The following is a 23,411-nucleotide window of genomic DNA, read 5'->3' as shown; positions in this document are numbered from 1 at the left end:
GGATGCGGTGCCGGTGGTCGGCCGGCTCCGTCGTGCTCCAGAACGTACGGTCCGTCCCGTGCGCCCCGCGTCCCACCGCGGTTTGAACTCCCGCCCCATCGCTCGCCGTAGCCGCGCGGTTCCTGCAACTTCCGCGGTACCGCGAAAAGTTGACGCCGACGCGCCGAACACGGCGCTACGCTGCGGCGATGCGCTTCTGGCCGCCTCGCCCGCTCGCCGTCGACACGCTGATCGCGTGCGCCATGGTGTGCGTGGCCGTCCTGCTCGGGCGGGAGTCGGTGACGCAGGGGTGGCCCGAACTCGACGCGCGGGCCTATGTGTTGGTGGTCCTCGCGCACCTGCCCGTAGCCCTCCGCGGCAGGGCTCCGCTCGTCGTCTTCGGCGGGGTCGAGGCGGCGAGCATCGTGTACGTCACCGCGGGCTACTGGCCGGTGGTGTCCACCTTCGGCCCGATGCTCGCCTTCTACACGGTGGCCTCGATGCGGCAGGCCCGCACGACCGCCGTCTGCGCGGCGGCGATGGTCGGGGTGTGGATCTACGCCGGTGTGGTCAGCGAGAGCGACGCCATGGCGTCCGTCGTGGCCCAGGCGCTGCTCTTCACCGCCGTACTGTGGCGGTTCGGCTACCTGGCCCGGCGCTCCGCCGAACTCGCCCGCGAACTGCGGGCCGAGCAGGCCGAGCGGGCACGCCGTGAGGTCGCCGAGGAACGCGGGCGCATGGCACGGGAGTTGCACGACGTGGTCGCCCACCACATGTCGGTGATCTCGGTGCAGGCGGGCCTCGCGCGCTTCGTCTTCGACTCCGACCCGCGCACCGCCCGCGCCTCGCTGGGCACCATCGCGGACACCAGCGGCGAGGCCCTGGACGAACTGCGCCGCATGCTCCAGGTGCTGCGCGAGGAGGACTTGGGGGAGCCGGCCGGCGCCCCCGCGGCCCCCATGCCCGGGCTCGCGCGCCTCGGCGACCTGGTCGAGCGTGTGCGTGCCGGAGGCGTCCGCGTCGAACTGCACGTCGAGGGCACCCCGCGCCCCCTCGCCCCCGGTGTCGAACTCTGCGCCTACCGGGTCGTCCAGGAAGCCCTCACCAACATCCTGAAGCACGCCCGGCACGCCGAGGCGACCGTCCGGCTCCGCTACCAGGAACATCACGTGGCCGTCGATGTGACCGATGACGGAGAGGGGGTGAATCCGGACAGAGTCCCGGCCGGTGGCGGCCATGGCTTGATTGGTATGCGGGAGCGGGCCAAGCTCTATGGCGGGACGATCAGTATCGGCCCGCTGGGGGAGGGGGGTTTCGCCGTGCGGCTGACCCTGCCCACCTCCGCGCGGGCCGAACGGCGGGGGGACGAGACCACGGCATGACCACAGTGCTCGTCGTCGACGACCAGTATCTGATCCGGGCAGGTCTGGTGGGGCTGCTGAACGCCGCGCCCGGCATCGAGGTCGTCGGGGAGGCGGGAGACGGCGACGAGGCGGTCCGGATCGCCGCCGAGACGCGGCCCGAGGTGATCCTGATGGACATCCGGATGCCCGGCACGGACGGCATCCGGGCCACCGAGCGCATCCTCGACGAGGCGGCCGAGCCCGCTCCCCGCATCCTCGTGCTGACCACCTTCGACCTCGACGAGTACGTGTACGGGGCGCTGCGCGCCGGAGCCTCCGGGTTCCTGCTCAAGGACTCGGGGCCCGAGCGGCTGCTCGCGGCGGTGGCCGCGGTCGGCGGCGGCGACGCGCTCTTCGCGCCCAGCGTGACCCGCCGTCTGGTCGAGGCGTTCGCCCGGCAGGCGGGCTCCGCGCCGGACGCCGCACCGCCGCCGGACCTGGCCGCGCTGACGTCCCGCGAGACCGAGGTCCTCCGGCTCATCGCAGGCGGTCTGTCCAACCTGGAGATCGCCGACCGCCTCTACATCAGCGAGGCCACCGTCAAGACCCATCTCAACCGCACGATGACCAAGCTCGACCTGGACAGCAGGGCGCAGGCGGTGGTGGTGGCGTACGAGACCGGTCTTGTCCGGCCCGGTGGTTGACGTAGGCGGCTGAGGTACGGCCGCGGCCCGCCCTCTCCCCCGAGTAAGGACGGGCCGCGTTCGGGCGGGTGTTCCGCCTGAGGTCAACACTTGTGCAGCAGGACGGGGTGTTCAACACCTGTCAGTTCGCTGTGGCACGGAAGTGACCATTCCGCTACGGTGTCCGCGCCCGGCAACGGGAACCGCCCGCCGCCCGGAGTCGTCCCTCGCTCACGGGAACGGCGAGGAGGATGGTGATGGGCGCCTGGCAGCCGCTGCCGGAGGAACTTGCGCCGGAGGTACGGCACTTCGTGGAGCAGTTGCGGTTGCTCAAGGACCGCACCGGGCTCAGCCTGGTCGCGCTCGGCGCGCGCACCGCGTACAGCAAGTCCTCCTGGCAGCGCTACCTCAACGCGACCCAGCCGCCGCCCGAGCAGGCGGTCGTCGCCCTGTGCCGGGTCGTCGGCGAGGATCCCGAACGGTTCATCGTGCGCTGGGAGTTGGCGGTGCAGGCGTGGCCCCGCGAGCCGGCGCCGGCCGGGCCGCAGGGGGCCCCGGTCCGGGGGGCCGTCCCGGCGGCGGGAGGTCCCGCACCGGGCGCGGACGGGAGCGGGGAAGCGTACGAGGAGGCTCCCACGCTCCCGTGGTGGGACGCGCCCGAGGAGCAGTCCCGGTCGGCGCGGCGGTCGAGGCTGTCGCCGGCCCGCGGATCCTCGGGACGGCTCCTTCTCTACGTCGCCCTGCTCGGGCTCGTGCTTCTCGGCCTCGTCGCCGTAGTCGGAGCCGTCACTCTCGGGTGACCTGATCGCTTCCGTGACCCCTGAGGTCGCCCATGTGTTCCCGTTGTGTCGATGTCTTGACAAGTTCGAGGATTTACGTCAATCAGCTTCAACAGCCGGGCTAACGTGGCCAATCGGACGCTCCAGGACGTCTTGCGCGGAGCTCGGGGGTTCGACCGGTCGACCAAGGGGTCGGTGGGACACTGGACCGCAGACGAACCGGCGTGCAACGGTGCATGCCTCGGCCCGAAATGCTCCCGTGCGCCCCCACCCCGGGAACTGGGATCCCGACCGGGCGCATCCCTGTGGGTAGCCAGAACGGGACTCGGCGGAGGGTCGCCAGGCACGGGGAACAGTCAGGCACGTACGGGGGGGGAAGCAATGAGGGGGGAGAAGTAATGCCTCGTTGGAGGGCCTTGCCGGATGAACTGGATCCGCAGGTCAGGGAGTTCGCCAGCCAGCTGCGCCGACTCGTCGACCGGAGCGGGCTGAGCATAGCCGCAGTGGCCGACCGCACGGGCTACAGCAAGACGTCCTGGGAGCGTTATCTCAACGGCCGGCTCCTCGCCCCCAAGGGGGCGATCGTCGCCCTGGCCGAGGTGACCGGGACCAACCCCATCCATCTCACCACCATGTGGGAGCTCGCCGAGCGTGCGTGGAGCCGCTCGGAGATGCGCCACGACATGACCATGGAAGCGATCCGGATCTCCCAGGCGCGGGCCGCGCTCGGCGAGTTCGGGGCGCCCTCGGTGAAGGGAAGCAACGGCAAGCAGGCCCGCAAGGGCGGCAGCGCGACGGTGACGCCGGGGATCGCAGGACCGGCCGGCGTGTCACCGACCGTGCCGCCGCAGCCGACGGCTCCGGACGCGGAGGACTCGGTGGGAGGCGACGTACGGGGAGGCGCGTCGCGGACGGGTTCTTCCGCGGGAGCGGGAGCGGGCACGGGAGCTGGAAACGGAACCGGAACCGGAATCAGCTCTTCCGGGAGTTCCTCCGTCGCCAACTCTTGGGGGCTCGCCGGATACGAGAGGCCCTCGCCGTCCGCCGGTCGGGGGGCCGCGGCCGTACCGGAGCCCCCGGGGCACGCCCCGGGACCGGGCGCCGGTGCCGGTGCCTCCGGGGCGTTCGGGCCGCCGTCCGGGGGGACACCTCAGGACGCCCGGCCCGGGGCCGGTGGTGCGGCCGACGGGGCGCGCCGCAAGCGGCGGCTCACGATGTTCCTCGCGGGGGTCGTGGGCGCGCTCGTCGTGATCGCGGCGGCCGTGTTCCTCACCCACGGCGGTGGCGACAAGAAGAACGAGAACACTCCCAAGTCGCCCACCACCTCCGCCGCCACCGACCCCGACCTGCCGGCCGGGGTCAAGTGCAGCGGCAACAGCTGCACGGGCAAGGACCCGGAGAACATGGGCTGCGGCGGGGAGCTGGCGAAGACCACCAGCAGTGCCACCGTCGGCACCACGCTCGTCGAGGTCCGCTACAGCAAGACCTGTGCGGCGGCGTGGGCCCGCATCACGCAGGCCGCCGCCGGCGACAAGGTCGAGGTGTCCTCGGGGTCGGCCGCCAAGCAGACCGGGGCGGTCGACACGGACACCGACGCGTATACGCCGATGGTGGCCGTGAAGGACGCCGGTGACGCCAAGGCGTGCGCGACCCTGAAGTCCGGGCAGCAGGGCTGCACCAAGTAACCCCGCGAGCGGGGCTGTTCTCGTACGGCGGTCGGGCACCCCACCGCCGTACGAGACCGGCCCCGCTGCCGTTCCCGGCGCCGGGCCCGTTCGAAGCCTTCTTTCGCCCCCTCCGCCCCTACCCGTCCCGTACCTGGGGGCTGCGCCCCCAGACCCCCCTTTCGGCCTGAACGGCCTCGTCCTCAAACGCCGGACGGGCTGAAAGCCCCCGGAAACTCGTCCGCCTGCGCGCGCATGCCCGCCCCGCATCGGGGCAAGCGCACGTTAACCCCACGGGATCCGGTACGCGTTCAGGAGGAGACACCCCCTTCTGGGCGCCTCTCCGGTTACCCCCGGCGGCCGTCGCGCCCCTCTCTCCCGGGCGGGCGGCCGCCGTTTGCGGTAGGTCTGTGGGGTGGGCCACACGCACCCGGACGCCGGGGATCCCGGAGGCGCGATAGCCTGACGGGCGGATCTCTCTTGACGCCAAGAGATCGATCATCCGTACCGGTGATCGATCATTGCGGCGGAGCAGGGGATCCGATCCTGCACCCGGGGCAGCGACGCCCCACCGCCAGCTGTCATACGGAGAACGCCATGACCCGCACTCCCGTGAACGTCACCGTCACCGGCGCGGCCGGCCAGATCGGTTACGCCCTGCTCTTCCGCATCGCCTCCGGCCAGCTGCTCGGCGCGGACGTGCCGGTCAAGCTGCGGCTCCTGGAGATCACGCCGGCGCTGAAGGCCGCCGAGGGCACCGCCATGGAGCTCGACGACTGCGCCTTCCCGCTCCTGGCGGGCATCGACATCACGGACGACCCGAACGTCGCCTTCGACGGCACCAACGTCGGTCTGCTCGTCGGCGCCCGCCCCCGTACCAAGGGCATGGAGCGCGGCGACCTGCTCTCCGCCAACGGTGGCATCTTCAAGCCGCAGGGCAAGGCCATCAACGACAACGCCGCGGACGACGTCAAGATCCTGGTCGTCGGCAACCCGGCGAACACCAACGCGCTGATCGCCCAGGCCGCCGCCCCGGACGTACCGGCCGAGCGCTTCACCGCGATGACCCGCCTGGACCACAACCGCGCGCTGACCCAGCTCGCGAAGAAGACGGGCTCGACCGTCGCGGACATCAAGCGCCTCACCATCTGGGGCAACCACTCCGCGACCCAGTACCCCGACATCTTCCACGCCACCGTGGGCGGCAAGAACGCGGCCGAGGTCGTGAGCGACGAGAAGTGGCTCGCCGAGGACTTCATCCCGACCGTCGCCAAGCGCGGCGCCGCGATCATCGAGGCCCGTGGCGCCTCGTCCGCGGCGTCGGCCGCCAACGCCGCCATCGACCACGTGTACACGTGGGTCAACGGCACCGCGGACGGCGACTGGACCTCGATGGGTATCCCGTCGGACGGTTCGTACGGCGTCCCCGAGGGCCTGATCTCCTCGTTCCCCGTCACCACCAAGGACGGCCAGTACGAGATCGTCCAGGGCCTGGACATCAACGAGTTCTCCCGCACCCGCATCGACGCCTCCGTCAAGGAGCTCGAGGAGGAGCGCGAGGCGGTCCGCAGCCTCGGCCTCATCTGAGCCACCCCGCTCAACTCCACGCGCAAGGCCCTGCCCGGGATCGTTCCGGGGCGGGGCCTTCCGCATGCGTACAGAAAGTACGTATCGAACGTACATTCTTTATCCCCGTATGAGGTGACACCGCAGACACAGCCGTCGCTATCGTCGAAGGACGCGGGCTGTTCGGGGGACGGGGACGAGAGATGTGGCGGTGGGACGAGGACCTGCAGCGGTGGGTCGACGGCGACGGCGTGACCGGCGGCGGGGACGCGGGGTCGGAGACTCCGTGGTGGGCCGCGGAGGAGACCCGGGCGGCGGGCGTGCGGCCACCGCCGCTGCAGCCGCCGCCGGTTCAGCCGCCACCGCCCCCGGCTCACCTGCCGCCCGTGCAACAGCCCTGGCAGCAGGCCGGACCGGGCTTCGGCCCCGCGCCCGCCAACGTTCCCGCGCCCGGATACCCGGCCCCGATCCCGCCGCCCGGCTCGGGCGGCTCAGGCCGGCTGATCGCCATGGTCGTCGCCCTGGTTCTCGCGGTCGGCGGGATCGGGGCCGGGGTGTGGGTCCTGATGCGGAACGACGCGGCGGACCGTAAGGCATCGGCAGGTTCCCAGCCGTCCCTGAGTGCCTCCGCGTCCGCCTATCCCTCCGACACGCCGTCCCCGTCCCCGTCGGCATCCGCTTCCGCCTTCGCTTCCCCCTCCGTGTCGGCGTTCGCGAGCGCGTCGCCGGAGGTGTCCACCGGACCGGAACCCGCTCCCGGGTACAGCCGGGCGGTGGACCCCGTCGGGTACACGCTCGACGTGCCCGACGGGTGGCTCAGGAAGCAGGAGAAGGGCGTGAAGGCGCCGGTCGTCACCTACTACACCGAGGTCGGCGACAGCCGCCAGATCGAGTTGTTCAAGGTCACCGAGGACAGCCCGGCCGACTCGCTGGACCAGGCCGAGAACCAGCCGTGGGGCTTCAAGAAGAAGCTCTCCGGCTACGAGGTCCTCGACCGTACGTCGGGCCCGGACTGGGCCGAACTGACCTACCACTACAACGGCGGTGAGGAAGTGGGCCCCCTCCTCGTCATCGACCACAGGTTCACGGCATCCGACGGCGAGTTCTACGCGATCCGCGTCAGCCGCAACGAAAGCGAAACGGCCGAGGACCTGGGCGCGTTGCTCACGACAGTCCTGAACTCGTTCTGCCCCACGGGCGGGACCTGCACCGGCACTTGACACGTCACCGCACGCGCAGCCGCTTCTCGAACCAGTACGCGGCGTACGCGTTGTCGTCGTAGCGGGGGATCTCCGCGTACCCGCAGGCCCGGTACATCGCCTGGGCCTCGGTGAGGGCCGCGTGCGTGTCGAGGCGGACGACGCGGTGGCCGCGGGCGACGGCCTCCCGTTCGAGGCCGCCGAGGATGCGGCGGGCCAGCCCGAGACGCCGGGCGCCCGGGTGCACCCACACGTGCCGGATCTCGCCCACCCCGGGCGCAAGGCCGCGCAGCGCCCCGCAGCCGACGGGGCGCCCTTCCTCGTACGCGACGAGGAAGGCACCGGCGGCTCCGGACACCTCGTGCGGCCGTACGAGGGCGGACGGGTCGAAGCCCTCCGGGAAGCGTTCGTCGATGTCGGCGGCGTAGGCGGCCAGGCAGTGGCGGGCGTCGGCCGAGGAGCCGTCGACGACCTCGATGGTGATCGCCGCCAGTCGGAGCAGCCTTTCGGCGACCGCGACAGCCGCCGTGAGTTCGCCGCGCTGCGCGGCGCCGAGCCCGCTGAGCAGGCCTTCGGCGAGGGAGTTGGCCCGGCGGTTCTGTTCCTTCACCTCGACCCGCCCGGCCGGGGTCAGCTCGGCGACCCGCAGACGGCTGTCCTCGGGGTGGACGCTCACCCGCACGAGCCCCTGCGCCTCAAGTGTCCTGATCATCCGGCTCAGGTATCCGGCGTCGAGACCGAGCCGGCTCCTGAGGTCCCGGAGTGAGGCACCGTCCCCGGCCTCGGAGACCTCGGAGACCTCGGAGATCTCGAAGAGCAGGCGGGCCTCGCCGAGGGGGCGGTCCTGCCCGAGGTAGTGGTCGTCCAGGGCCCCGATGCGCCGGGTGAAGTAGCGGTTGAAGCGGCGCAGGGCCTTCACGTCTTCTGTGGACACTGGCTCCATATTTCTTTGACTGTAGTCAAAGAAAACGTCCGCGTCTCAGATCTTCTGCAGCTCGCCCTGCAGCTTCGAGATGTCGACCGACTCGGCCGCCGACGGCGTGGCCGACGGGACCGGCTTGTCGTAGTCCGTGAACAGCAGGGTGAGATCGGAGTCGGCGCTCTTCTCGGTCGCCTTGACGAGGTGGTGGTCGGAGTCCGTGCTGACGTAGAGCACGGTCTTCTTGCCGCCCTCCCTGAACGACAGCGGGATGACCTTCGCGCCGTCGACCTTCGTCTCGGAGCCCTTCTTCAGCGCGTGCTGCTCGTCCGGGTCGCTGGTGATCTGCTGCTGGAGGGAGTCGAGGTCGCAGCTGTCGGCCATGCCCTTGAGCAGGGCGTCGGCGGTGGAGCCGTGGATGTACCGGTTCTTGAACAGCTCGGCAGCCGCGTCGCCCTGGCCGCCGGGGACCTGGGCCTTCCAGAAGGCCGCGTCCGGCTTCATCCAGACCTGGTCGCCCCGCACGATGATCTTCACGCTGCCCCCGCCGGAGCCCATCTCCATGGAGCCGGCGCAGTTGCCGTCCTGGTCGAGGGCGAGGTCCATCGAGGTCGGCTGGGTCGTGCTGGTGCGCGTGCCCGCGCTGTCGTCCGTGAGTTTCAGATGGACCGACTTCGCCTTCAGCAACGTCTCCTGCGCCTTGTCGGAGAGCTCCTGCGCGCTCGCGCCGCCACCGTCGTCCGCCCGGGCGAGGGCGGAGAGCCCCGGCGAGAGGAGGAGAGCCGCGACCGCGACCGTGCACGCCACCGTCTTCCCGGCCATCGCGTCACCTCCCCGGTGCGCATCACCCATCAGGGACTCGCCACTCACTCCTCAGCGTACTTTTGCGACTCTTTGTCCGCATTTTCAGTGATGCAGCGCACTTCTGGCCATGGATTGCGCATGCATCCCGGGGGGCGGGGGCATGCGCTCACGGCCCCCGAAGGTGACACGAGTGTGACGCAGGGGCACTGAACAGGAACGGAAGGCAATACCGATCATGGCCGGACCAGTCGAACGACAGGCGCAGCAGACCATCCACGTGGGCGGAGAGTGGCTTGAAGCCGTCTCCGGCGCCACCCGCGAGATCATCGATCCCGCCGACGCCAAGCCGTTCGCCGTGGTCGCCGAAGGCGACGGGCAGGACACGGACGCGGCGATCGCCGCGGCCCGCCGCGCCTTCGACGAGGGCCCGTGGCCCCGCACCCCCGTCGCCGAGCGCGCCGCCCTGCTGCGCCGCGTCGCCGACCTCCTCGTACGCGACCGCGAACGGCTCGGGCTGCTGGAGAGCCGCGACGCGGGCAAGACCGTCGAGGAGGGGCGCGTCGACATCGACTGCGTCGCCGACGCCTTCCGGTACTTCGCCGACCTCGTCGTGGGGGAGGGCGGCGGCCGCGTCGTCGACGCCGGGTCGGACGAGATCCACAGCGTCGTCGTGCACGAGCCCGTCGGTGTCTGCGCGATGATCACGCCCTGGAACTACCCGTTGCTGCAGGCCAGTTGGAAGATCGCCCCCGCGCTCGCCGCAGGCAACACCTTCGTCGTCAAGCCGAGCGAGATCACCCCGCTGACCACGGTCGAGCTGATCGGCCTGCTCGCGGAGGCCGGACTGCCCGCCGGCGCCGCGAACATCGTCACCGGACCCGGTCACACCGTCGGCGCCCGGCTCGCCGAGCACCCGGACGTCGACCTCGTCTCGTTCACCGGTGGTCTCGCCAGCGGCACGAAGGTCGCGCAGGCCGCCGCCGTGAGCGTGAAGAAGGTCGCGCTGGAGCTGGGCGGCAAGAACCCCAACGTCGTGTTCGCCGACGCCTGTTCGACCGAGGAGGGCTTCGACACCGCCGTCGACCAGGCCTTGAACGCCGCCTTCATCCACAGCGGCCAGGTCTGCTCGGCGGGCGGCCGTCTCATCGTCGAGGAGAGCGTCAGGGAACGCTTCGTCGCCGAACTCGCCCGCAGGGCCGGCCTGATCAGGCTCGGCCGCGGCACCGAGGACGGCGTCGAGTGCGGCCCGCTCGTCTCCGAGCAGCAGCGCGAGAAGACCGAGGCGTACGTCGCCTCGGCCCTCGCGGAAGGTGCGGTACTGCGGTCCGGCGGCAAGCGGCCCGAGCCGTCCGCCGAGCGCCCCGCCACTGGCTATTTCTACGAGCCGACCGTCCTCGACCAGTGCCACCGTGACATGAAGGTCGTACGGGAGGAGGTCTTCGGGCCGGTCCTCACCGTCGAGACCTTCCGCACCGAGGACGAGGCCGTCGCGCTCGCCAACGACACCGAGTACGGGCTCGCCGGCGCCGTCTGGACCGCCGACGCGGGCCGCGCCCGCCGCGTCGCCGGACGCCTGCGGCACGGCACCGTCTGGATCAACGACTTCCACCCCTACCTCCCGCAGGCGGAGTGGGGCGGCTTCGGAAAGAGCGGCGTCGGCCGCGAGCTCGGCCCGGCCGGACTCGCCGAGTACCGCGAGACCAAGCACGTGTACCAGAACTTGAGCCCGCGCCCGGTGAGGTGGTTCGCCGGCTGACCGACCGACCCCGTCCCCAGCTGCGTACGACCGACCGATTACGCGTAGCACCTTGCACGACCAGAGGAGCATCCCCCCATGCCCGAGCACGAGAACACGTACGACGCGCAGGAATCGCAGGACGCGCTCGACACGTACGACTACGTCGTCATCGGAGGCGGCACCGCGGGCTCCGTGATCGCGTCCCGCCTGACCGAGAACCCCGACGTGACCGTCGCCGTCATCGAGGGCGGCCCCAGTGACGTCGGCCGCGACGACGTCCTGACGCTGCGCCGGTGGATGGGTCTGCTCGGCGGCGAGCTGGACTACGACTACCCGACGACCGAGCAGCCACGCGGCAACTCGCACATCCGGCACAGCCGGGCCCGTGTCCTCGGCGGATGCTCCTCCCACAACACGCTCATCGCGTTCAAGCCGCTGCCGTCCGACTGGGACGAGTGGGAGTCGGCGGGCGCCAAGGGCTGGGGCGCGGTCCCGATGGAGGCGTACTTCGCGCGCCTTCTGAACAACATCGTCCCCGTCGACGAGAAGGACCGGAACGCCATCGCCCGTGACTTCGTGGACGCCGCGCAGTCCGCGCTGGGCGTGCCGCGCGTCGAGGGCTTCAACCAGAAGCCGTTCACCGAGGGCGTCGGCTTCTTCGACCTGGCGTACCACCCGGAGAACAACAAGCGCTCCAGCGCGTCGGTGGCGTATCTGCACCCGGTGATGGACGAGCGCCCCAACCTCCGCATCCTCCTGGAGACCTGGGCGCACAGGCTGGAGCTGGAGGGTACGCGCGCGACGGGCGTGCACGTGCGCGGCAAGGACGGTGCGGAGACCCTCGTACGGGCTCGGCGTGAGGTCCTGCTGTGCGCGGGCGCCGTGGACTCGCCGCGGCTGCTGATGCACTCCGGCATCGGGCCGCGCGCGGACCTGGAGGCGCTCGGCATCCCCGTCGTGCACGACCTCCCGGGTGTCGGCGAGAACCTGCTCGACCACCCCGAGTCGGTGATCGTCTGGGAGACGCACGGACCCATCCCCGAGAACTCCGCGATGGACTCCGACGCGGGTCTGTTCGTACGCCGCGACCCCGAACACCCGGGCCCCGACCTGATGTTCCACTTCTACCAGATCCCGTTCACGGACAATCCGGAGCGCCTCGGCTACGAACGCCCCGCGCACGGCGTCTCGATGACTCCCAACATCCCCAAGCCGCACAGCCGCGGCCGTCTCTACCTGACCAGCGCCGACCCGGCCGAGAAGCCCGCCCTCGACTTCCGCTACTTCACGGACGAGGACGACTACGACGGCCGCACCCTCGTCGACGGCATCAGGATCGCCCGCGAGATCGCCAAGTCCGCACCGCTCGCGGGCTGGTTGAAGCGCGAGGTGTGTCCCGGGCCCGACGTCACGGGTGACGAGGAGCTGAGCGAGTACGCCCGCAAGGTCGCGCACACCGTGTACCACCCGGCGGGCACCTGCCGTATGGGCGCGATCGACGACCAACTCGCCGTTGTCGACCCCGAGTTGCGCATCCGGGGCCTCGACGGCATCCGGATCGCCGATGCGTCCGTCTTCCCGACCATGCCCGCCGTGAACCCGATGATCGGGGTGCTCATGGTCGGGGAGAAGTGCGCCGACCTGATCGGAAGTGATGCGTGATGAGCAAGACGACCCCTGGCACCGCCACGGCGACCACACCCGCCACCACCGCCACCACTCCCGCCACCGCCACCACTCCCGCAGACAAGGCCGCCCAGCCCGTCTTCTCCGTGCGCAACCTGTGGAAGGTGTTCGGACCGAAGGCCGACCGCATACCCGGCGACCCCGAACTCACCGCGCTCAGCCCCGCCGAGCTGCGCACCCGCACCGGCTGCACCGCCGCCGTGCGCGATGTCAGCTTCGACGTGCACAAGGGCGAGGTCTTCGTCGTCATGGGCCTGTCCGGCTCCGGCAAGTCCACCCTCGTCCGCTGTCTGACCCGGCTCATCGAGCCGACCTCCGGCGCCGTCGCGATCGACGACGAGGACGTCCTCGCCATGGACACCGCCCGGCTGCGCGAACTCCGCCGCCACCGCGCCTCGATGGTCTTCCAGCACTTCGGCCTGCTCCCGCACAAGTCCGTCCTCGACAACGTCGCCTACGGCCTGGAGATCCAGGGCGTCGGCAAGGGCGAGCGCAGGAGGCGCGCCCAGGAGATCGTCGCCAAGGTCGGCCTGGAGGGCATGGAGCAGCGCAGGCCCGGCCAGCTCTCCGGTGGTCAGCAGCAGCGCGTCGGCCTTGCCCGCGCACTCGCCGTCGACCCCCAGGTCCTGCTCTTCGACGAGCCGTTCAGCGCGCTCGACCCGCTGATCCGGCGCGACATGCAGGAGGAGGTCATCCGGCTGCACCACGAGGAGGGCCGCACGATGGTCTTCATCACCCACGACCTGAACGAGGCGCTGCGCCTCGGCGACCGCATCGCCCTGATGCGCGACGGCCGGATCGTGCAGCTCGGCACCCCCGAGGAGATCGTCGGCTCGCCCGCCGACGACTACGTACGCGAGTTCGTCCGGGACGTGCCGCGCGAGCAGGTCATGACCGTCCGCACCGCCATGCGCGGCGGGGACTGCGGTGCCCCGGCGCATCCGGCCGGCCTCGCCCCCGACACCGTCGTCGCCGACGCGATCAAGACCGTCGTCGGCAACGGCAAGGCCGCCTGCGTCGTGGAGGACGGCCGCTGTCTGGGCGTCGTGGACCACGAGAGGTTGCTCCGTGTCGTGGCCGGAGTGGAGCTGCACAAGGAGGCGGTCTGATGGCTACGGTCACCACACCCGTCCCCGGCTCCGTCCTGCCCGGCGGCTTGAGAAACCGCGCCGTCGGCAAGCTCCTGCTGCTCGCCGTCGTCGCGGCCGTCCTGGTGCCGCTGGCCAACGCCCGGTGGGCGAGCGGCAGTTGGCCGCACGCGCTGACCGTCGACCTCAGCGAGCCACTCGGCAGGACCAGCGACTGGATCATCGACAACCGGGACAGCCACCCGCTGTTCCTGTACTTCTTCGGCTACATCAGCAACGCCGTCGTCCTGTCCGTGCGCGCCGTCTACCTGGTGCTGCTCGCGGCAGGCTGGGCCGGCGTCACGGCCGTCGCGGCACTCACCGCCTGGCGGGTCGCGGGCGTCCGGCTGGCGCTCGGCACGGCCGCCGCGTTCCTCGCCTGCGGGCTGCTCGGCATGTGGGTGCCGACCATGCAGACGCTGGCGCTCATGGTGGTCGCCGTACTCGCGTCCGTCGTACTGGGCGCCCTGCTCGGCCTCGCCGCCGGGCTCTCCGACCGCACCTACCGCGCCCTGCGCCCGGTCCTCGACACCATGCAGGTGCTCCCGGCCTTCGCCTACCTGCTCCCCGTCGTCCTGGTCTTCGGCATCGGCGTGCCCGCGGCCGTGCTCGCCACCGTCGTGTACGCCGCCCCGCCCATGGCCCGGCTCACCGCCCTCGGCCTGCGCGACGCCGACGCCGGAGTGATGGAGGCCGTCGCCTCGCTCGGCGCCACGGCCCGCCAGCGGCTGCTGACCGCCCGCCTTCCGCTGGCCCGCAAGGAACTCCTCCTCGGCCTCAACCAGACGATCATGATGGCGCTGTCCATGGCCGTCATCGCCTCGGTGATCGGCGCGGGCGGCCTCGGCGACCGCGTCTACCAGGCCCTCGCCTCCGTCGACGTGGGCGCCGCGCTCGCCGCCGGCATCCCGATCGTGCTGCTCGCCGTCGTCCTCGACCGGGTGACGGGAGCGGCGGGAGAGCGCCTCGGGCAGCCGGGCGGCAACCCCCTGCACTGGGGTTACGCGGCCGTCGCCGCCGTGGCCGTCGCGCTCGCCGGACGGCTCGCCGGCCGCCTCGACTGGCCCGAGTCCTGGTCGGTCGGCATCGCCGAACCCGTGAACCGCGCCGTCGACTGGATGACCGGCCACCTCTACTCCGGCGTCCCCTACATCGGCGGCACCGCCGACTGGGCCGGCCACTTCACCACCTGGGTCCTCGACCCGCTCCGGGACGGCCTGCTCTGGCTGCCCTGGTGGTCCGTCCTGCTGATCGTCGCCACCCTCGCCTGGCTGATCGGCACCTGGCGCACTGCTCTGACCGCCGTCCTCGCCATGGCCGCGATCGGCGTCCTCGGCGTCTGGGAGCCGTCCCTCGACACCCTCTCCCAGGTCCTGGCCGCGGTCGCCGTGACCCTCGTCCTCGGCTTCGCGACCGGCATCGCGGCCGCCCGCAGCGAACGCGTGGAGCGGGCCCTGCGCCCGGTCCTGGACGTCTTCCAGACGATGCCGCAGTTCGTGTACCTCATCCCCGTGGTCGCCCTGTTCGGCATCGGCCGCGCCCCGGCCGTCGCCGCGGCCGTCGTCTACGCGCTGCCCGCCGTCGTCCGCATCACCACCCAGGGCCTGCGCGCGGTCGACCCCGCCGCGCTGGAGTCCGCCCGTTCCCTCGGCGCCACCGGCGCGCAGCAACTGCGCCAGGTCCAGCTGCCGTTGGCCCGCTCGTCGCTGCTCCTCGCCCTCAACCAGGGTGTCGTGCTGGTCCTCGCCGTCGTCATCATCGGCGGCCTGGTCGGCGGTGGCGCGCTCGGCTACGACGTCGTGTTCGGGCTCGCCCAGGGCGACCTGGCCACCGGCCTCGTCGCCGGCGCGGCGATCGTCTGCCTCGGCCTGATGCTCGACCGGGTGACGCAGCCGACGGAACGCCGCGCGAGGAAGGGAGCCTGACATGCGCATACGTACGATTTCCGCGGTGGCCGGCGCCTCGGCCCTGTTGCTGCTGACCGGCTGCGGCGCCGCCGACATGACCAAGCAGGCCTCGCCCTACGCCAACGCCCAGGGCGCCAAGACCGTGACCCTCTCCGTGCAGTCCTGGGTCGGCGCACAGGCCAACGTGGCCGTCGCGCAGTACCTGTTGGAGCACGAACTCGGCTACCGCGTCGACACCGTCCAGGTGGACGAGGTGCCCGCCTGGGACGCGCTCAGCCAGGGCCGCGTCGACGCGATCATGGAGGACTGGGGCCACCCCGACCAGGAGAAGCGGTACGTCAAGGACAAGAAGACCATCACGAGCGGCGGCGGCCTCGGCGTCACCGGCCACATCGGCTGGTTCGTCCCGACGTACTTCGCCAAGCAGCACCCCGACGTCACGAACTGGAAGAACCTCAACAAGTACGCCGACCAGCTGCGCACCGCCGAGAGCGGCGGCAAGGGCCAACTCCTCGACGGCTCCCCGTCGTACGTCACCAACGACAAGGCCCTGGTCAACAATCTGAAACTGAACTACCAGGTGGTGTTCGCCGGTTCGGAGGCGGCGCAGATCACCCAGATGAAGCAGTTCGCCAAGGAGAAGAAGCCCTTCCTCACCTACTGGTACTCACCCCAGTGGCTCTTCAAGAAGGTCCCGATGACCGAGGTGAAGCTCCCCGCCTACAAGGAGGGCTGCGACGCCGACGCGGAGAAGGTCGCCTGCGCCTACCCGCACACCCCGCTCCAGAAGTACCTCAACGCGGACTTCGCCAAGAGCGGCGGCAAGGCGGCGGCCTTCCTGAAGAACTTCAAGTGGACGACGGAGGACCAGAACGAGGTGTCGTTGATGATCGCGGGCGACAAGCTGACCGCGCAGGAAGCGGCGAAGAAGTGGGTGGGCAGCCACGCGTCCACGTGGAAGGCGTGGCTGCCGTAGAACCGGGGGCCGCCGTAGATCTGGGGACTACCGCAGCTCGGCGGCGATCCCTCGCAACGCCTCGGTCGCCGCACGCTGCAGCCCCGGCCCGAACGTGATCCGGGTGGCCCCTCGTTCGCCGAGCTCGGCGAACGAGGGGCCCTCGTCCGTCCCGGCGAACACATTGACCGGCCCCTGGATCCCGGCCCGCAGCAGCGGCAGTACGCCGACGGGCGCGACGATCGGGTACACGCAGTCGGCACCCGCCGCCACGTACAGCGCGGCCCGCTCGATGGCCCGTTCGGGATCGGTGACCCCGCGCAGGAACGTGTCGACGCGCGCGTTGATGAACAGCGCGTCCGCCGCGGCGGCGCGCACCTCGGCGAGCCAGTCGGCGTGGCGGGCCGCATCCTTGAGAACACCCTCGCGTGAGTCCTCGAGGTTGCAGCCCACGGCGCCCGTCTCCAGGAGCCGTTCCACCAGCTCCTTAGGCGCGAGCCCGTACCCGTCCTCGATGTCCGCGGACACCGGCACCTCGACGGACCGGACGATCCGCCCGACCGCCGCGAACATTTCCACGGCGGGCGTCTCTCCGTCCTCGTACCCCAGCGAGGCGGCCACCCCGGCGCTGGGTGTCGCGAGCGCCGGGAATCCCGCGTCGGCGAACACCCGCGCGGAGGCGGCGTCCCACGGCCCGGGAAGGACCAACGGAGCGCCGGGCAGGCGGTGTCGGTGCAGCGCGCGGAACGTCTCGACCTTGCTCACGGTGTGTAGCCTCCCGGCGCGATACGGCGGCTGACCATCAGCCGGTTCCACCCGTTGATGGCGGTGATCAGCCCGATGAGATGGGCGAGTCGGTCCTCGTCGAAGTGCTTGGCGGCCGCCGCGTAGACCTCGTCGGGCACGAACCCGTCGGTCAGGACGGTGACCGCTTCGGTGAGCGCGAGGGCGGCCCGCTCGCGCTCGCTGTAGAGGTCCCCGGCCTCCTCCCAGGCGTCGAGGAGATCGAGCCGCTTCTGGTCGACGCCCTGCTCGCGGGCGATCGTGAGATGCATGTCGAGGCAGAACGCGCAGTGGTTGATCTGTGAGGCGCGGATCATCACGAGTTCCGCGAGCTCCGGGTCGCCGAGGCCCTTCTTCGCGGCGGCGCTCAGTGCGGACATGGCCCGGCCGACCCGCTGGTCAAGGAGGTGTGTACGGCTCACTTGTGCGGGCCCGCCTCGTAGTGGCCCGGTGTCATGCGGGTGCTCACCCCGAACCGGTTCCACGCGTTGATCACCGTGATCGCGGCGATCAGCTGGGCCAGCTCGGCCTCCTCGAACTGCTTGGCGGCCCGCTCGTACACCTCGTCCGGCACGAAACCGTCGGTGAGGACGGTGATCGCCTCGGTCAGCTCGATCGCGGCCAGCTCCTGCTCGGTGTAGAAGTGCCGGGACTCCTCCCACGCGCTGAGCTGGATGATCCGCTCGACGCTCTCACCGGCCGCGAGCGCGTCCTTGGTGTGCATGTCGAGGCAGAACGCGCAGTGGTTGATCTGTGAGGCGCGGATCTTCACCAGCTCGTACAGCTTGGGCTCCAGGCCCTGCCGGGCGGCGGTGTCCAGCCGGAGCATCGCCTTGTAGACCTCGGGTGCGTGCTGGGCCCACTGCAGGCGGGGGGCCTGTTCGGCGGCGTACGGGACGTTTTCCTCAGTGCTCATGTCCTCGACCCTAGGAGCGGAGCAGCCCAAGGGTATGGTCCATTTCCATGGCGAAAACCTGGGCCACTTCGGACCTCGACCTACACCTGGAACCGGCCGGCTCCGGCGGCCTGCGCCGGGGCCTGACCGACGCCCTGCGCGAGGCGGTCCGCAGCGCCCGTCTCGCCCCCGGCACCCGCCTCCCCTCCTCCCGCTCCCTCGCCGCGGACCTGGGCATCGCGCGCAACACGGTCGCCGACGCGTACGCCGATCTCGTCGCCGAGGGATGGCTCACCGCACGCCAGGGCTCGGGCACGCGGGTCGCCGAGCGCCCCGTCCCGCAACGCGCGCCGGACACCGCGCCCCGCCCGCGCGAGCCGGGCCGCCCCGCCTACGACCTCGTCCCCGGCACCCCCGACCTCGCCTCCTTCCCCCGCACGGAATGGCTCAAGGCCGCCCGGCGCGCCCTCGCGGCGGCCCCCTACGACGTCCTCGGCTACGGCGATCCGCGCGGCCGCGTCGAACTGCGCACCGCGCTCTCGGTCTACCTGGCCCGCGCCCGGGGCGTTCGCGCGGACCCCGAACACATCGTGATCTGCTCCGGGTTCGCGGACGGGCTGGCCCTGCTCGGCGCGGTGCTGCGGGGGCGGGGGCTGCGGTCGCTCGCCGTGGAGTCGTACGGCCTCGATGTGCACCGGAACCTGCTGGAGCGGGCCGGGCTGCGCACCGTGCCGCTGCCGATCGACGAACTCGGCACGGACACAGGGAAGTTGGCGGGTGCACGGGCCGTGCTGCTGACTCCGGCGCACCAGTTCCCGATGGGCGTCCCGCTCCATCCCGACCGGCGGGCCGCCGCCGTCGACTGGGCGCGGCGCACCGGCGGGCTGATCCTGGAGGACGACTACGACGGCGAGTTCCGCTACGACCGGCAGCCGGTGGGGGCGCTCCAGGGGCTGGACCCCGAACACCTCGTCTACCTCGGCACCGCCAGCAAGTCCCTGGCCCCCGGCCTGCGGCTCGGCTGGATGGTGCTGCCGGCGTCGCTCGCGGGCGAGGTCGTGGCGCTCAAGCGCGACGGTGGCTGGTCCACCGGGGTCCTGGACCAGCTGACGCTGGCGGAGTTCCTCACGTCCGGTGCGTACGACCGTCATGTGCGCGCTGCCCGGCTGCGTTACCGGCGGCGCCGTGACGCCCTGGTCGCGGCGCTTGCCGCGCAGGCGCCCGGCGTGCGGGTCACCGGCATCGCGGCCGGGCTGCACGCCGTGCTTCAACTCCCGGCGGGGGCCGAGCAGTCGGTGGTCCGCGCGGCGGCCTGGCAGGGGCTGGCCCTGCACGGCCTCGCCCGCTACCGTCACGCCCACGCGGCCGGGGCCCATCGGGATGCGCTGGTCGTGGGGTACGGCACCCCGCCGGATCACGCCTGGGCGGGGGCGCTGGACGCCCTGTGCAGGGCGCTGCCGTCGGCGTAGGAGCAGGGCATTTTTTCGCCCCCTCCGCCCCTACCCTGCCCGTTGTCCTGGGGGCTGCGCCCCCTCTCCCCCCGCATCGCGCTGACGCGCTCGTCCTCAAACGCCGGACGGGCTAAATAGCCCGCTGACCCTAGGCCACCGCCTCCGCCTCTGCTGCCTCCGGCGCCTCGCCGAACCGGGCCAGTGCCAACGCCCCCGCCACCGCGACGGCGAAGCCGAGGATCGCCAGCCAGCCCAGGCCCTCCCGGGTTCGGTCCCCGAGCCACACCACCCCCACCAGCGCCGGCCCGATCGTCTCCCCGATCACCAGGCCGGCGGTGGCCGTGGTGACCGAGCCGCGTTGCAGCGCGGACGTGAGCAGCAGGAACGCCGCACCACCGCCCAGGAGCAGGGCGTACGTCGCCGGATTCGTGAGCAGCGATCCGACCCCCAGGTCGTCGATGAGCCGCACCGCGACCTCGACCACCCCGAAGCCGAACCCGGCGCCGAGACCGAGGGCCAGCGCCCGCCCGCGCTCGGGCAGCCGCCCGGCGACGGCCCCGAGCAGCAGCACCCCCACCGCCGTACCGAGCATCACGTATTTCAGGGTCAGTGACCCGGCCCGGTCGCCCTCCGTGCCGGACGCCAGCCCCAGCATCGCCAGCCCCGCGCACACGACCCCCACCGCGCCCCACTCGACCTGGCTCAGCCTCACCTGCAGCAGCCGCGCCGCGACGACCGCGGTCACGGCGAGGCTCGCGGCGAGCGCCGCCCCGACCGCGTAGATCGGCAGCGACCGCAGCGCGGCGATCTGGAGGAGGAACCCGACCCCGTCGAGCGCGAGACCCGCGAGATACCGCCACTGCCGCATCGCCCGCAGCAGCAGCGCGGCCTCACCGCCGGGTGACGAGCCGCCGGGCGCCGAGCCGTCGGATGCCTCCCGCGCGGCGATCGCCTGCAACACCGTCGCCGTACCGAAGCAGACCGCCGCGCCGAGGGCGCACACCATTCCAAAGAGCACGAACGGAATCTACGCGCCCAGCACCGCCCGGAGCTGGTGCAGCCCCCAGTCCAGGTCCTCCTTGCTGATCACCAGCGGCGGTGCGACGCGGATGGTGGACCCGTGGGTGTCCTTCACCAGCACCCCCCGGTCCATCAGCTTCTCGGAGATCTCACGGCCCGTGCCGTACGAAGGGGCGATGTCGACGCCCGCCCACAGACCGCGCCCGCGCACGGCGGTCACATGGCCGGTGCCGGTCAACAGGCCCAGTTCGCGGTGGAGATGGTCGCCCAGCTCGGCCGCCCGGCGCTGGTACTCGCCCGTCCGCAGCATCGCGATCACCTCCAGCGCCACCGCGCACGCGAGGGGGTTCCCGCCGAACGTCGAACCGTGCTCGCCCGGTCGGAACACGCCGAGCACCTCGCGCGAGGACACCACCGCCGAGACGGGCACGACCCCGCCGCCGAGTGCCTTGCCGAGCACGTACATGTCGGGCACCACACCCTCGTGCTCGCACGCGAAGGTCTTCCCGGTGCGGCCCAGGCCCGACTGGATCTCGTCCGCGACGAAGAGGACGCCGCGCTCGCGGGTCAGTTCGCGCACGCCCGCCAGATAGCCGGGCGGCGGCACCAGCACCCCCGCCTCGCCCTGGATCGGCTCCAGGAGCACCGCCACCGCGTTCTCCGTGAGCGCCGCGCGCATCGCGGTGAGATCGCCGTACGGCACGATCTCGAAGCCCGGGGTGTACGGCTCGTAGTCCGCCCGTGCCTCGGGGTCCGTGGAGAAGCTGATGATCGTCGTCGTACGGCCGTGGAAGTTGCCGCCCGCGACGACGATCTTCGCCATTCCGGAGGGCACGCCCTTGACCCGGTAGCCCCACTTGCGGGCCGTCTTCACGGCGGTCTCCACGGCCTCGGCGCCGGTGTTCATCGGCAGCACCAGCTCCATCCCGCACAACTCGGCGAGTTGCCCGCAGAAGTCGGCGAACCGGTCGTGGTGGAAGGCCCGCGAGGTCAGTGTCACCCGGTCCAGCTGGGCTTTGGCCGCGTCGATCAGCCGCCGGTTGCCGTGGCCGAAGTTGAGCGCCGAGTATCCGGCCAGCAGGTCGAGGTAGCGGCGGCCCTCGACGTCCGTCATCCAGGCCCCGTCAGCGGTGGCGACCACGACCGGCAGCGGATGGTAGTTGTGCGCGCTGTGGGCGTCGGCGGCGGTGATGAGGGTTTCGGTGGTGCTCATGGTGGCTCCGTTTCCGACCGCACGGGTGCTTGTGGCCCTCTTCCTATCGTTGCTCGCATGGTGGACGAGGGAAGGTGCCGCTCCGGCGCGCCCGGTAGGCTGACCGGCGGGCCGTGACTGGCGCGCTGGGATGGGACCGACCATCGGGGAGCGGCCCTGGACGTCGTACGGAAGTACGCAGGTCCAGCAACTGTGTGCCGTGCGCCTGGGCCGAACCGTGAACGCTGAACCCACGCCGTCCGGAGGTCCCGCCAATGTCAGAACCCCTCTCCACCGAGTCCACCGCCTTCCGCGCCGCCCTCGACGTGATCCGTGCCGTCGAACCGCGCGTCGCCGACGCCATCGGCCAGGAGATCCACGACCAGCGCGAGATGCTCAAGCTGATCGCCTCCGAGAACTACGCCTCCCCGGCCACGCTCCTGGCCATGGGCAACTGGTTCAGCGACAAGTACGCCGAGGGCACCGTCGGCCGCCGCTTCTACGCCGGCTGTCGCAACGTCGACACCGTCGAGGCCCTCGCCGCCGAGCACGCCCGCGAGCTCTTCGGCGCCCGGCACGCGTACGCCCAGCCGCACTCCGGCATCGACGCCAACCTGGTCGCCTTCTGGGCCGTCCTCGCCGACCGCGTGGAGGTCCCGGCGCTCGCCAAGGCCGGTGTCCGCAACGTCAACGACCTCTCCGACGCCGACTGGGCCGAGCTGCGCCAGGCCTTCGGCAACCAGCGCATGCTCGGCATGTCCCTGGACGCGGGCGGCCACCTCACGCACGGCTTCCGCCCGAACATCTCCGGCAAGATGTTCGACCAGCGCTCCTACGGCACCGACCCGGCCACCGGGCTCATCGACTACGAGGCCCTGCGCGCGTCCGCCCGCGAGTTCAAGCCGCTGATCATCGTCGCCGGGTACTCCGCCTACCCGCGTCTGGTGAACTTCCGGATCATGCGGGAGATCGCCGACGAGGTCGGCGCCACGCTCATGGTCGACATGGCGCACTTCGCCGGTCTGGTCGCGGGCAAGGTCCTCACCGGCGACTTCGACCCGGTCCCGCACGCCCAGATCGTCACGACCACCACGCACAAGTCGCTGCGCGGCCCGCGCGGCGGCATGGTCCTGTGCGACGACTCGCTCAAGGACCAGGTCGACCGCGGCTGCCCGATGGTGCTGGGCGGCCCGCTCCCGCACGTCATGGCCGCCAAGGCCGTCGCGCTCGCCGAGGCCCGCCGCCCCGAGTTCCGCGTCTACGCCCAGGCCGTCGTCGACAACGCCCGCGCGCTCGCCGAGGGCCTGATGCGCCGCGGCGCCACCCTGGTCACCGGCGGCACGGACAACCACCTCAACCTGATCGACGTCGCCTCCTCCTACGGCCTCACCGGCCGCCAGGCCGAGTCCGCGCTCCTCGACTCGGGCATCGTCACCAACCGCAACGCCATCCCCGCCGACCCGAACGGCGCCTGGTACACCTCCGGCATCCGCATCGGCACCCCCGCGCTCACCACGCGCGGCCTGGGCGCGGCCGAGATGGACGAGATCGCGGGCCTCATCGACCGCGTCCTGACCACCGCCGAGCCGGGCACGACCAAGTCGGGCGCCCCGTCCAAGGCCCAGCACGTGCTGGACCCGAAGATCGCGGACGAGATCGCCCACCGCGCGACCGACCTGCTGACGCCCTTCCCGCTCTACCCGGAGATCGACCTCGGCTGA

20 protein-coding genes are annotated in these 23,411 nt (G+C 71.6%); 13 read left to right on the top strand and 7 right to left on the bottom strand.

The features are described 5' to 3' along the window. Positions 1-188 precede the first annotated feature (188 nt). The 6 genes from AB5J56_RS17975 (at position 189) to AB5J56_RS17950 (ending at position 7,234) form a co-directional block, all read left to right on the top strand. Positions 189-1,361, top strand: coding sequence for a sensor histidine kinase (locus AB5J56_RS17975; protein ID WP_369233759.1), 1,173 nt, complete (start codon positions 189-191; stop codon positions 1,359-1,361). Next, positions 1,358-2,026: a response regulator gene (locus AB5J56_RS17970; RefSeq protein WP_369233758.1), complete on the top strand. Its 669-nt coding sequence runs from the start codon at positions 1,358-1,360 to the stop codon at positions 2,024-2,026. The genes AB5J56_RS17975 and AB5J56_RS17970 overlap by 4 nt, the downstream gene beginning before the upstream one ends. 236 nt (positions 2,027-2,262) lie before the next feature. Next, on the top strand, positions 2,263-2,805 hold the full coding sequence (locus AB5J56_RS17965) for a helix-turn-helix domain-containing protein (RefSeq protein WP_369233757.1): 543 nt from the start codon (positions 2,263-2,265) through the stop codon (positions 2,803-2,805). A 395-nt stretch (positions 2,806-3,200) separates the two neighbouring features. Beyond that, the gene (locus tag AB5J56_RS17960) at positions 3,201-4,469 is read left to right on the top strand and encodes an XRE family transcriptional regulator (protein ID WP_369233756.1); all 1,269 of its coding nucleotides are present in this window, start codon (positions 3,201-3,203) and stop codon (positions 4,467-4,469) included. 576 nt (positions 4,470-5,045) lie between these two features. After that, a complete protein-coding gene (locus AB5J56_RS17955) occupies positions 5,046-6,035 on the top strand; it encodes a malate dehydrogenase (protein ID WP_369233755.1) in 990 nt (329 codons plus the stop codon). Positions 6,036-6,217: 182 nt separating this feature from the next. Further along, positions 6,218-7,234 (top strand): hypothetical protein, encoded by a 1,017-nt coding sequence (locus AB5J56_RS17950; RefSeq protein ID WP_369233754.1) that lies wholly within the window; start codon positions 6,218-6,220, stop codon positions 7,232-7,234. Positions 7,235-7,238: 4 nt separating this feature from the next. Here the strand turns inward: AB5J56_RS17950 and AB5J56_RS17945 are convergent, their stop codons facing one another. Next, positions 7,239-8,156: a GNAT family N-acetyltransferase gene (locus AB5J56_RS17945; protein ID WP_369233753.1), complete on the bottom strand. Its 918-nt coding sequence runs from the start codon at positions 8,154-8,156 to the stop codon at positions 7,239-7,241. Positions 8,157-8,192: 36 nt separating this feature from the next. Beyond that, positions 8,193-8,954 (bottom strand): hypothetical protein, encoded by a 762-nt coding sequence (locus AB5J56_RS17940; RefSeq protein WP_369233752.1) that lies wholly within the window; start codon positions 8,952-8,954, stop codon positions 8,193-8,195. Between the two features lie 217 nt (positions 8,955-9,171). On the opposite strand from AB5J56_RS17940, the gene AB5J56_RS17935 reads away from it, so the two are divergent. The 5 genes from AB5J56_RS17935 to AB5J56_RS17915 all read left to right on the top strand — a co-directional run bounded on the left by AB5J56_RS17935 (position 9,172) and on the right by AB5J56_RS17915 (position 16,370). After that, positions 9,172-10,692 carry an aldehyde dehydrogenase family protein gene (locus AB5J56_RS17935; RefSeq protein ID WP_369233751.1) on the top strand — a complete coding sequence of 507 codons (1,521 nt, stop codon included), beginning with the start codon at positions 9,172-9,174 and terminating at the stop codon, positions 10,690-10,692. Positions 10,693-10,770: 78 nt separating this feature from the next. Next, on the top strand, positions 10,771-12,336 hold the full coding sequence (locus AB5J56_RS17930; protein ID WP_369233750.1) for a GMC family oxidoreductase: 1,566 nt from the start codon (positions 10,771-10,773) through the stop codon (positions 12,334-12,336). Then, complete coding sequence (locus AB5J56_RS17925) at positions 12,336-13,469, top strand: glycine betaine/L-proline ABC transporter ATP-binding protein (RefSeq protein WP_369233749.1); 1,134 nt, start codon at positions 12,336-12,338, stop codon at positions 13,467-13,469. The genes AB5J56_RS17930 and AB5J56_RS17925 overlap by 1 nt, the downstream gene beginning before the upstream one ends. Then, positions 13,469-15,412 carry an ABC transporter permease gene (locus AB5J56_RS17920; RefSeq protein ID WP_369233748.1) on the top strand — a complete coding sequence of 648 codons (1,944 nt, stop codon included), beginning with the start codon at positions 13,469-13,471 and terminating at the stop codon, positions 15,410-15,412. The genes AB5J56_RS17925 and AB5J56_RS17920 overlap by 1 nt, the downstream gene beginning before the upstream one ends. Before the next feature lies 1 nt (position 15,413). Continuing rightward, a complete protein-coding gene (locus AB5J56_RS17915; protein ID WP_369233747.1) occupies positions 15,414-16,370 on the top strand; it encodes an ABC transporter substrate-binding protein in 957 nt (318 codons plus the stop codon). A gap of 27 nt (positions 16,371-16,397) precedes the next feature. On the opposite strand, the gene AB5J56_RS17910 is transcribed toward AB5J56_RS17915, so the two are convergent. Genes AB5J56_RS17910 through AB5J56_RS17900 form a run of 3 tightly spaced genes read right to left on the bottom strand, consistent with a single transcriptional unit; the run spans position 16,398 to position 18,048 of the window. Continuing rightward, entirely contained in the window at positions 16,398-17,114 is a 717-nt protein-coding gene (locus AB5J56_RS17910; RefSeq protein ID WP_369233746.1) for an isocitrate lyase/phosphoenolpyruvate mutase family protein, read from the bottom strand. Then, complete coding sequence (locus AB5J56_RS17905) at positions 17,111-17,512, bottom strand: carboxymuconolactone decarboxylase family protein (protein ID WP_369242623.1); 402 nt, start codon at positions 17,510-17,512, stop codon at positions 17,111-17,113. The genes AB5J56_RS17910 and AB5J56_RS17905 overlap by 4 nt, the downstream gene beginning before the upstream one ends. A 38-nt stretch (positions 17,513-17,550) precedes the next feature. Then, positions 17,551-18,048, bottom strand: a complete 498-nt coding sequence (locus AB5J56_RS17900; RefSeq protein ID WP_369233745.1) for a carboxymuconolactone decarboxylase family protein — start codon at positions 18,046-18,048, stop codon at positions 17,551-17,553. Between the two features lie 47 nt (positions 18,049-18,095). On the opposite strand from AB5J56_RS17900, the gene AB5J56_RS17895 reads away from it, so the two are divergent. After that, complete coding sequence (locus AB5J56_RS17895; protein WP_369233744.1) at positions 18,096-19,496, top strand: PLP-dependent aminotransferase family protein; 1,401 nt, start codon at positions 18,096-18,098, stop codon at positions 19,494-19,496. Positions 19,497-19,626: 130 nt separating this feature from the next. On the opposite strand, the gene AB5J56_RS17890 is transcribed toward AB5J56_RS17895, so the two are convergent. Both AB5J56_RS17890 and rocD read right to left on the bottom strand, forming a co-directional pair. Beyond that, positions 19,627-20,484 (bottom strand): hypothetical protein, encoded by an 858-nt coding sequence (locus tag AB5J56_RS17890; protein ID WP_369242621.1) that lies wholly within the window; start codon positions 20,482-20,484, stop codon positions 19,627-19,629. A gap of 21 nt (positions 20,485-20,505) precedes the next feature. Then, positions 20,506-21,711: an ornithine--oxo-acid transaminase gene (gene rocD / locus AB5J56_RS17885; protein ID WP_369233743.1), complete on the bottom strand. Its 1,206-nt coding sequence runs from the start codon at positions 21,709-21,711 to the stop codon at positions 20,506-20,508. A 254-nt stretch (positions 21,712-21,965) separates the two neighbouring features. Between rocD and AB5J56_RS17880 the strand changes: the two genes are divergently transcribed. After that, positions 21,966-23,411 (top strand): glycine hydroxymethyltransferase, encoded by a 1,446-nt coding sequence (locus AB5J56_RS17880; protein WP_369233742.1) that lies wholly within the window; start codon positions 21,966-21,968, stop codon positions 23,409-23,411.

Source organism: Streptomyces sp. R21 (assembly GCF_041051975.1).
Classification (GTDB): Bacteria; Actinomycetota; Actinomycetes; order Streptomycetales; family Streptomycetaceae; genus Streptomyces.
This window is presented reverse-complemented; position numbering and strand designations above follow the sequence as displayed.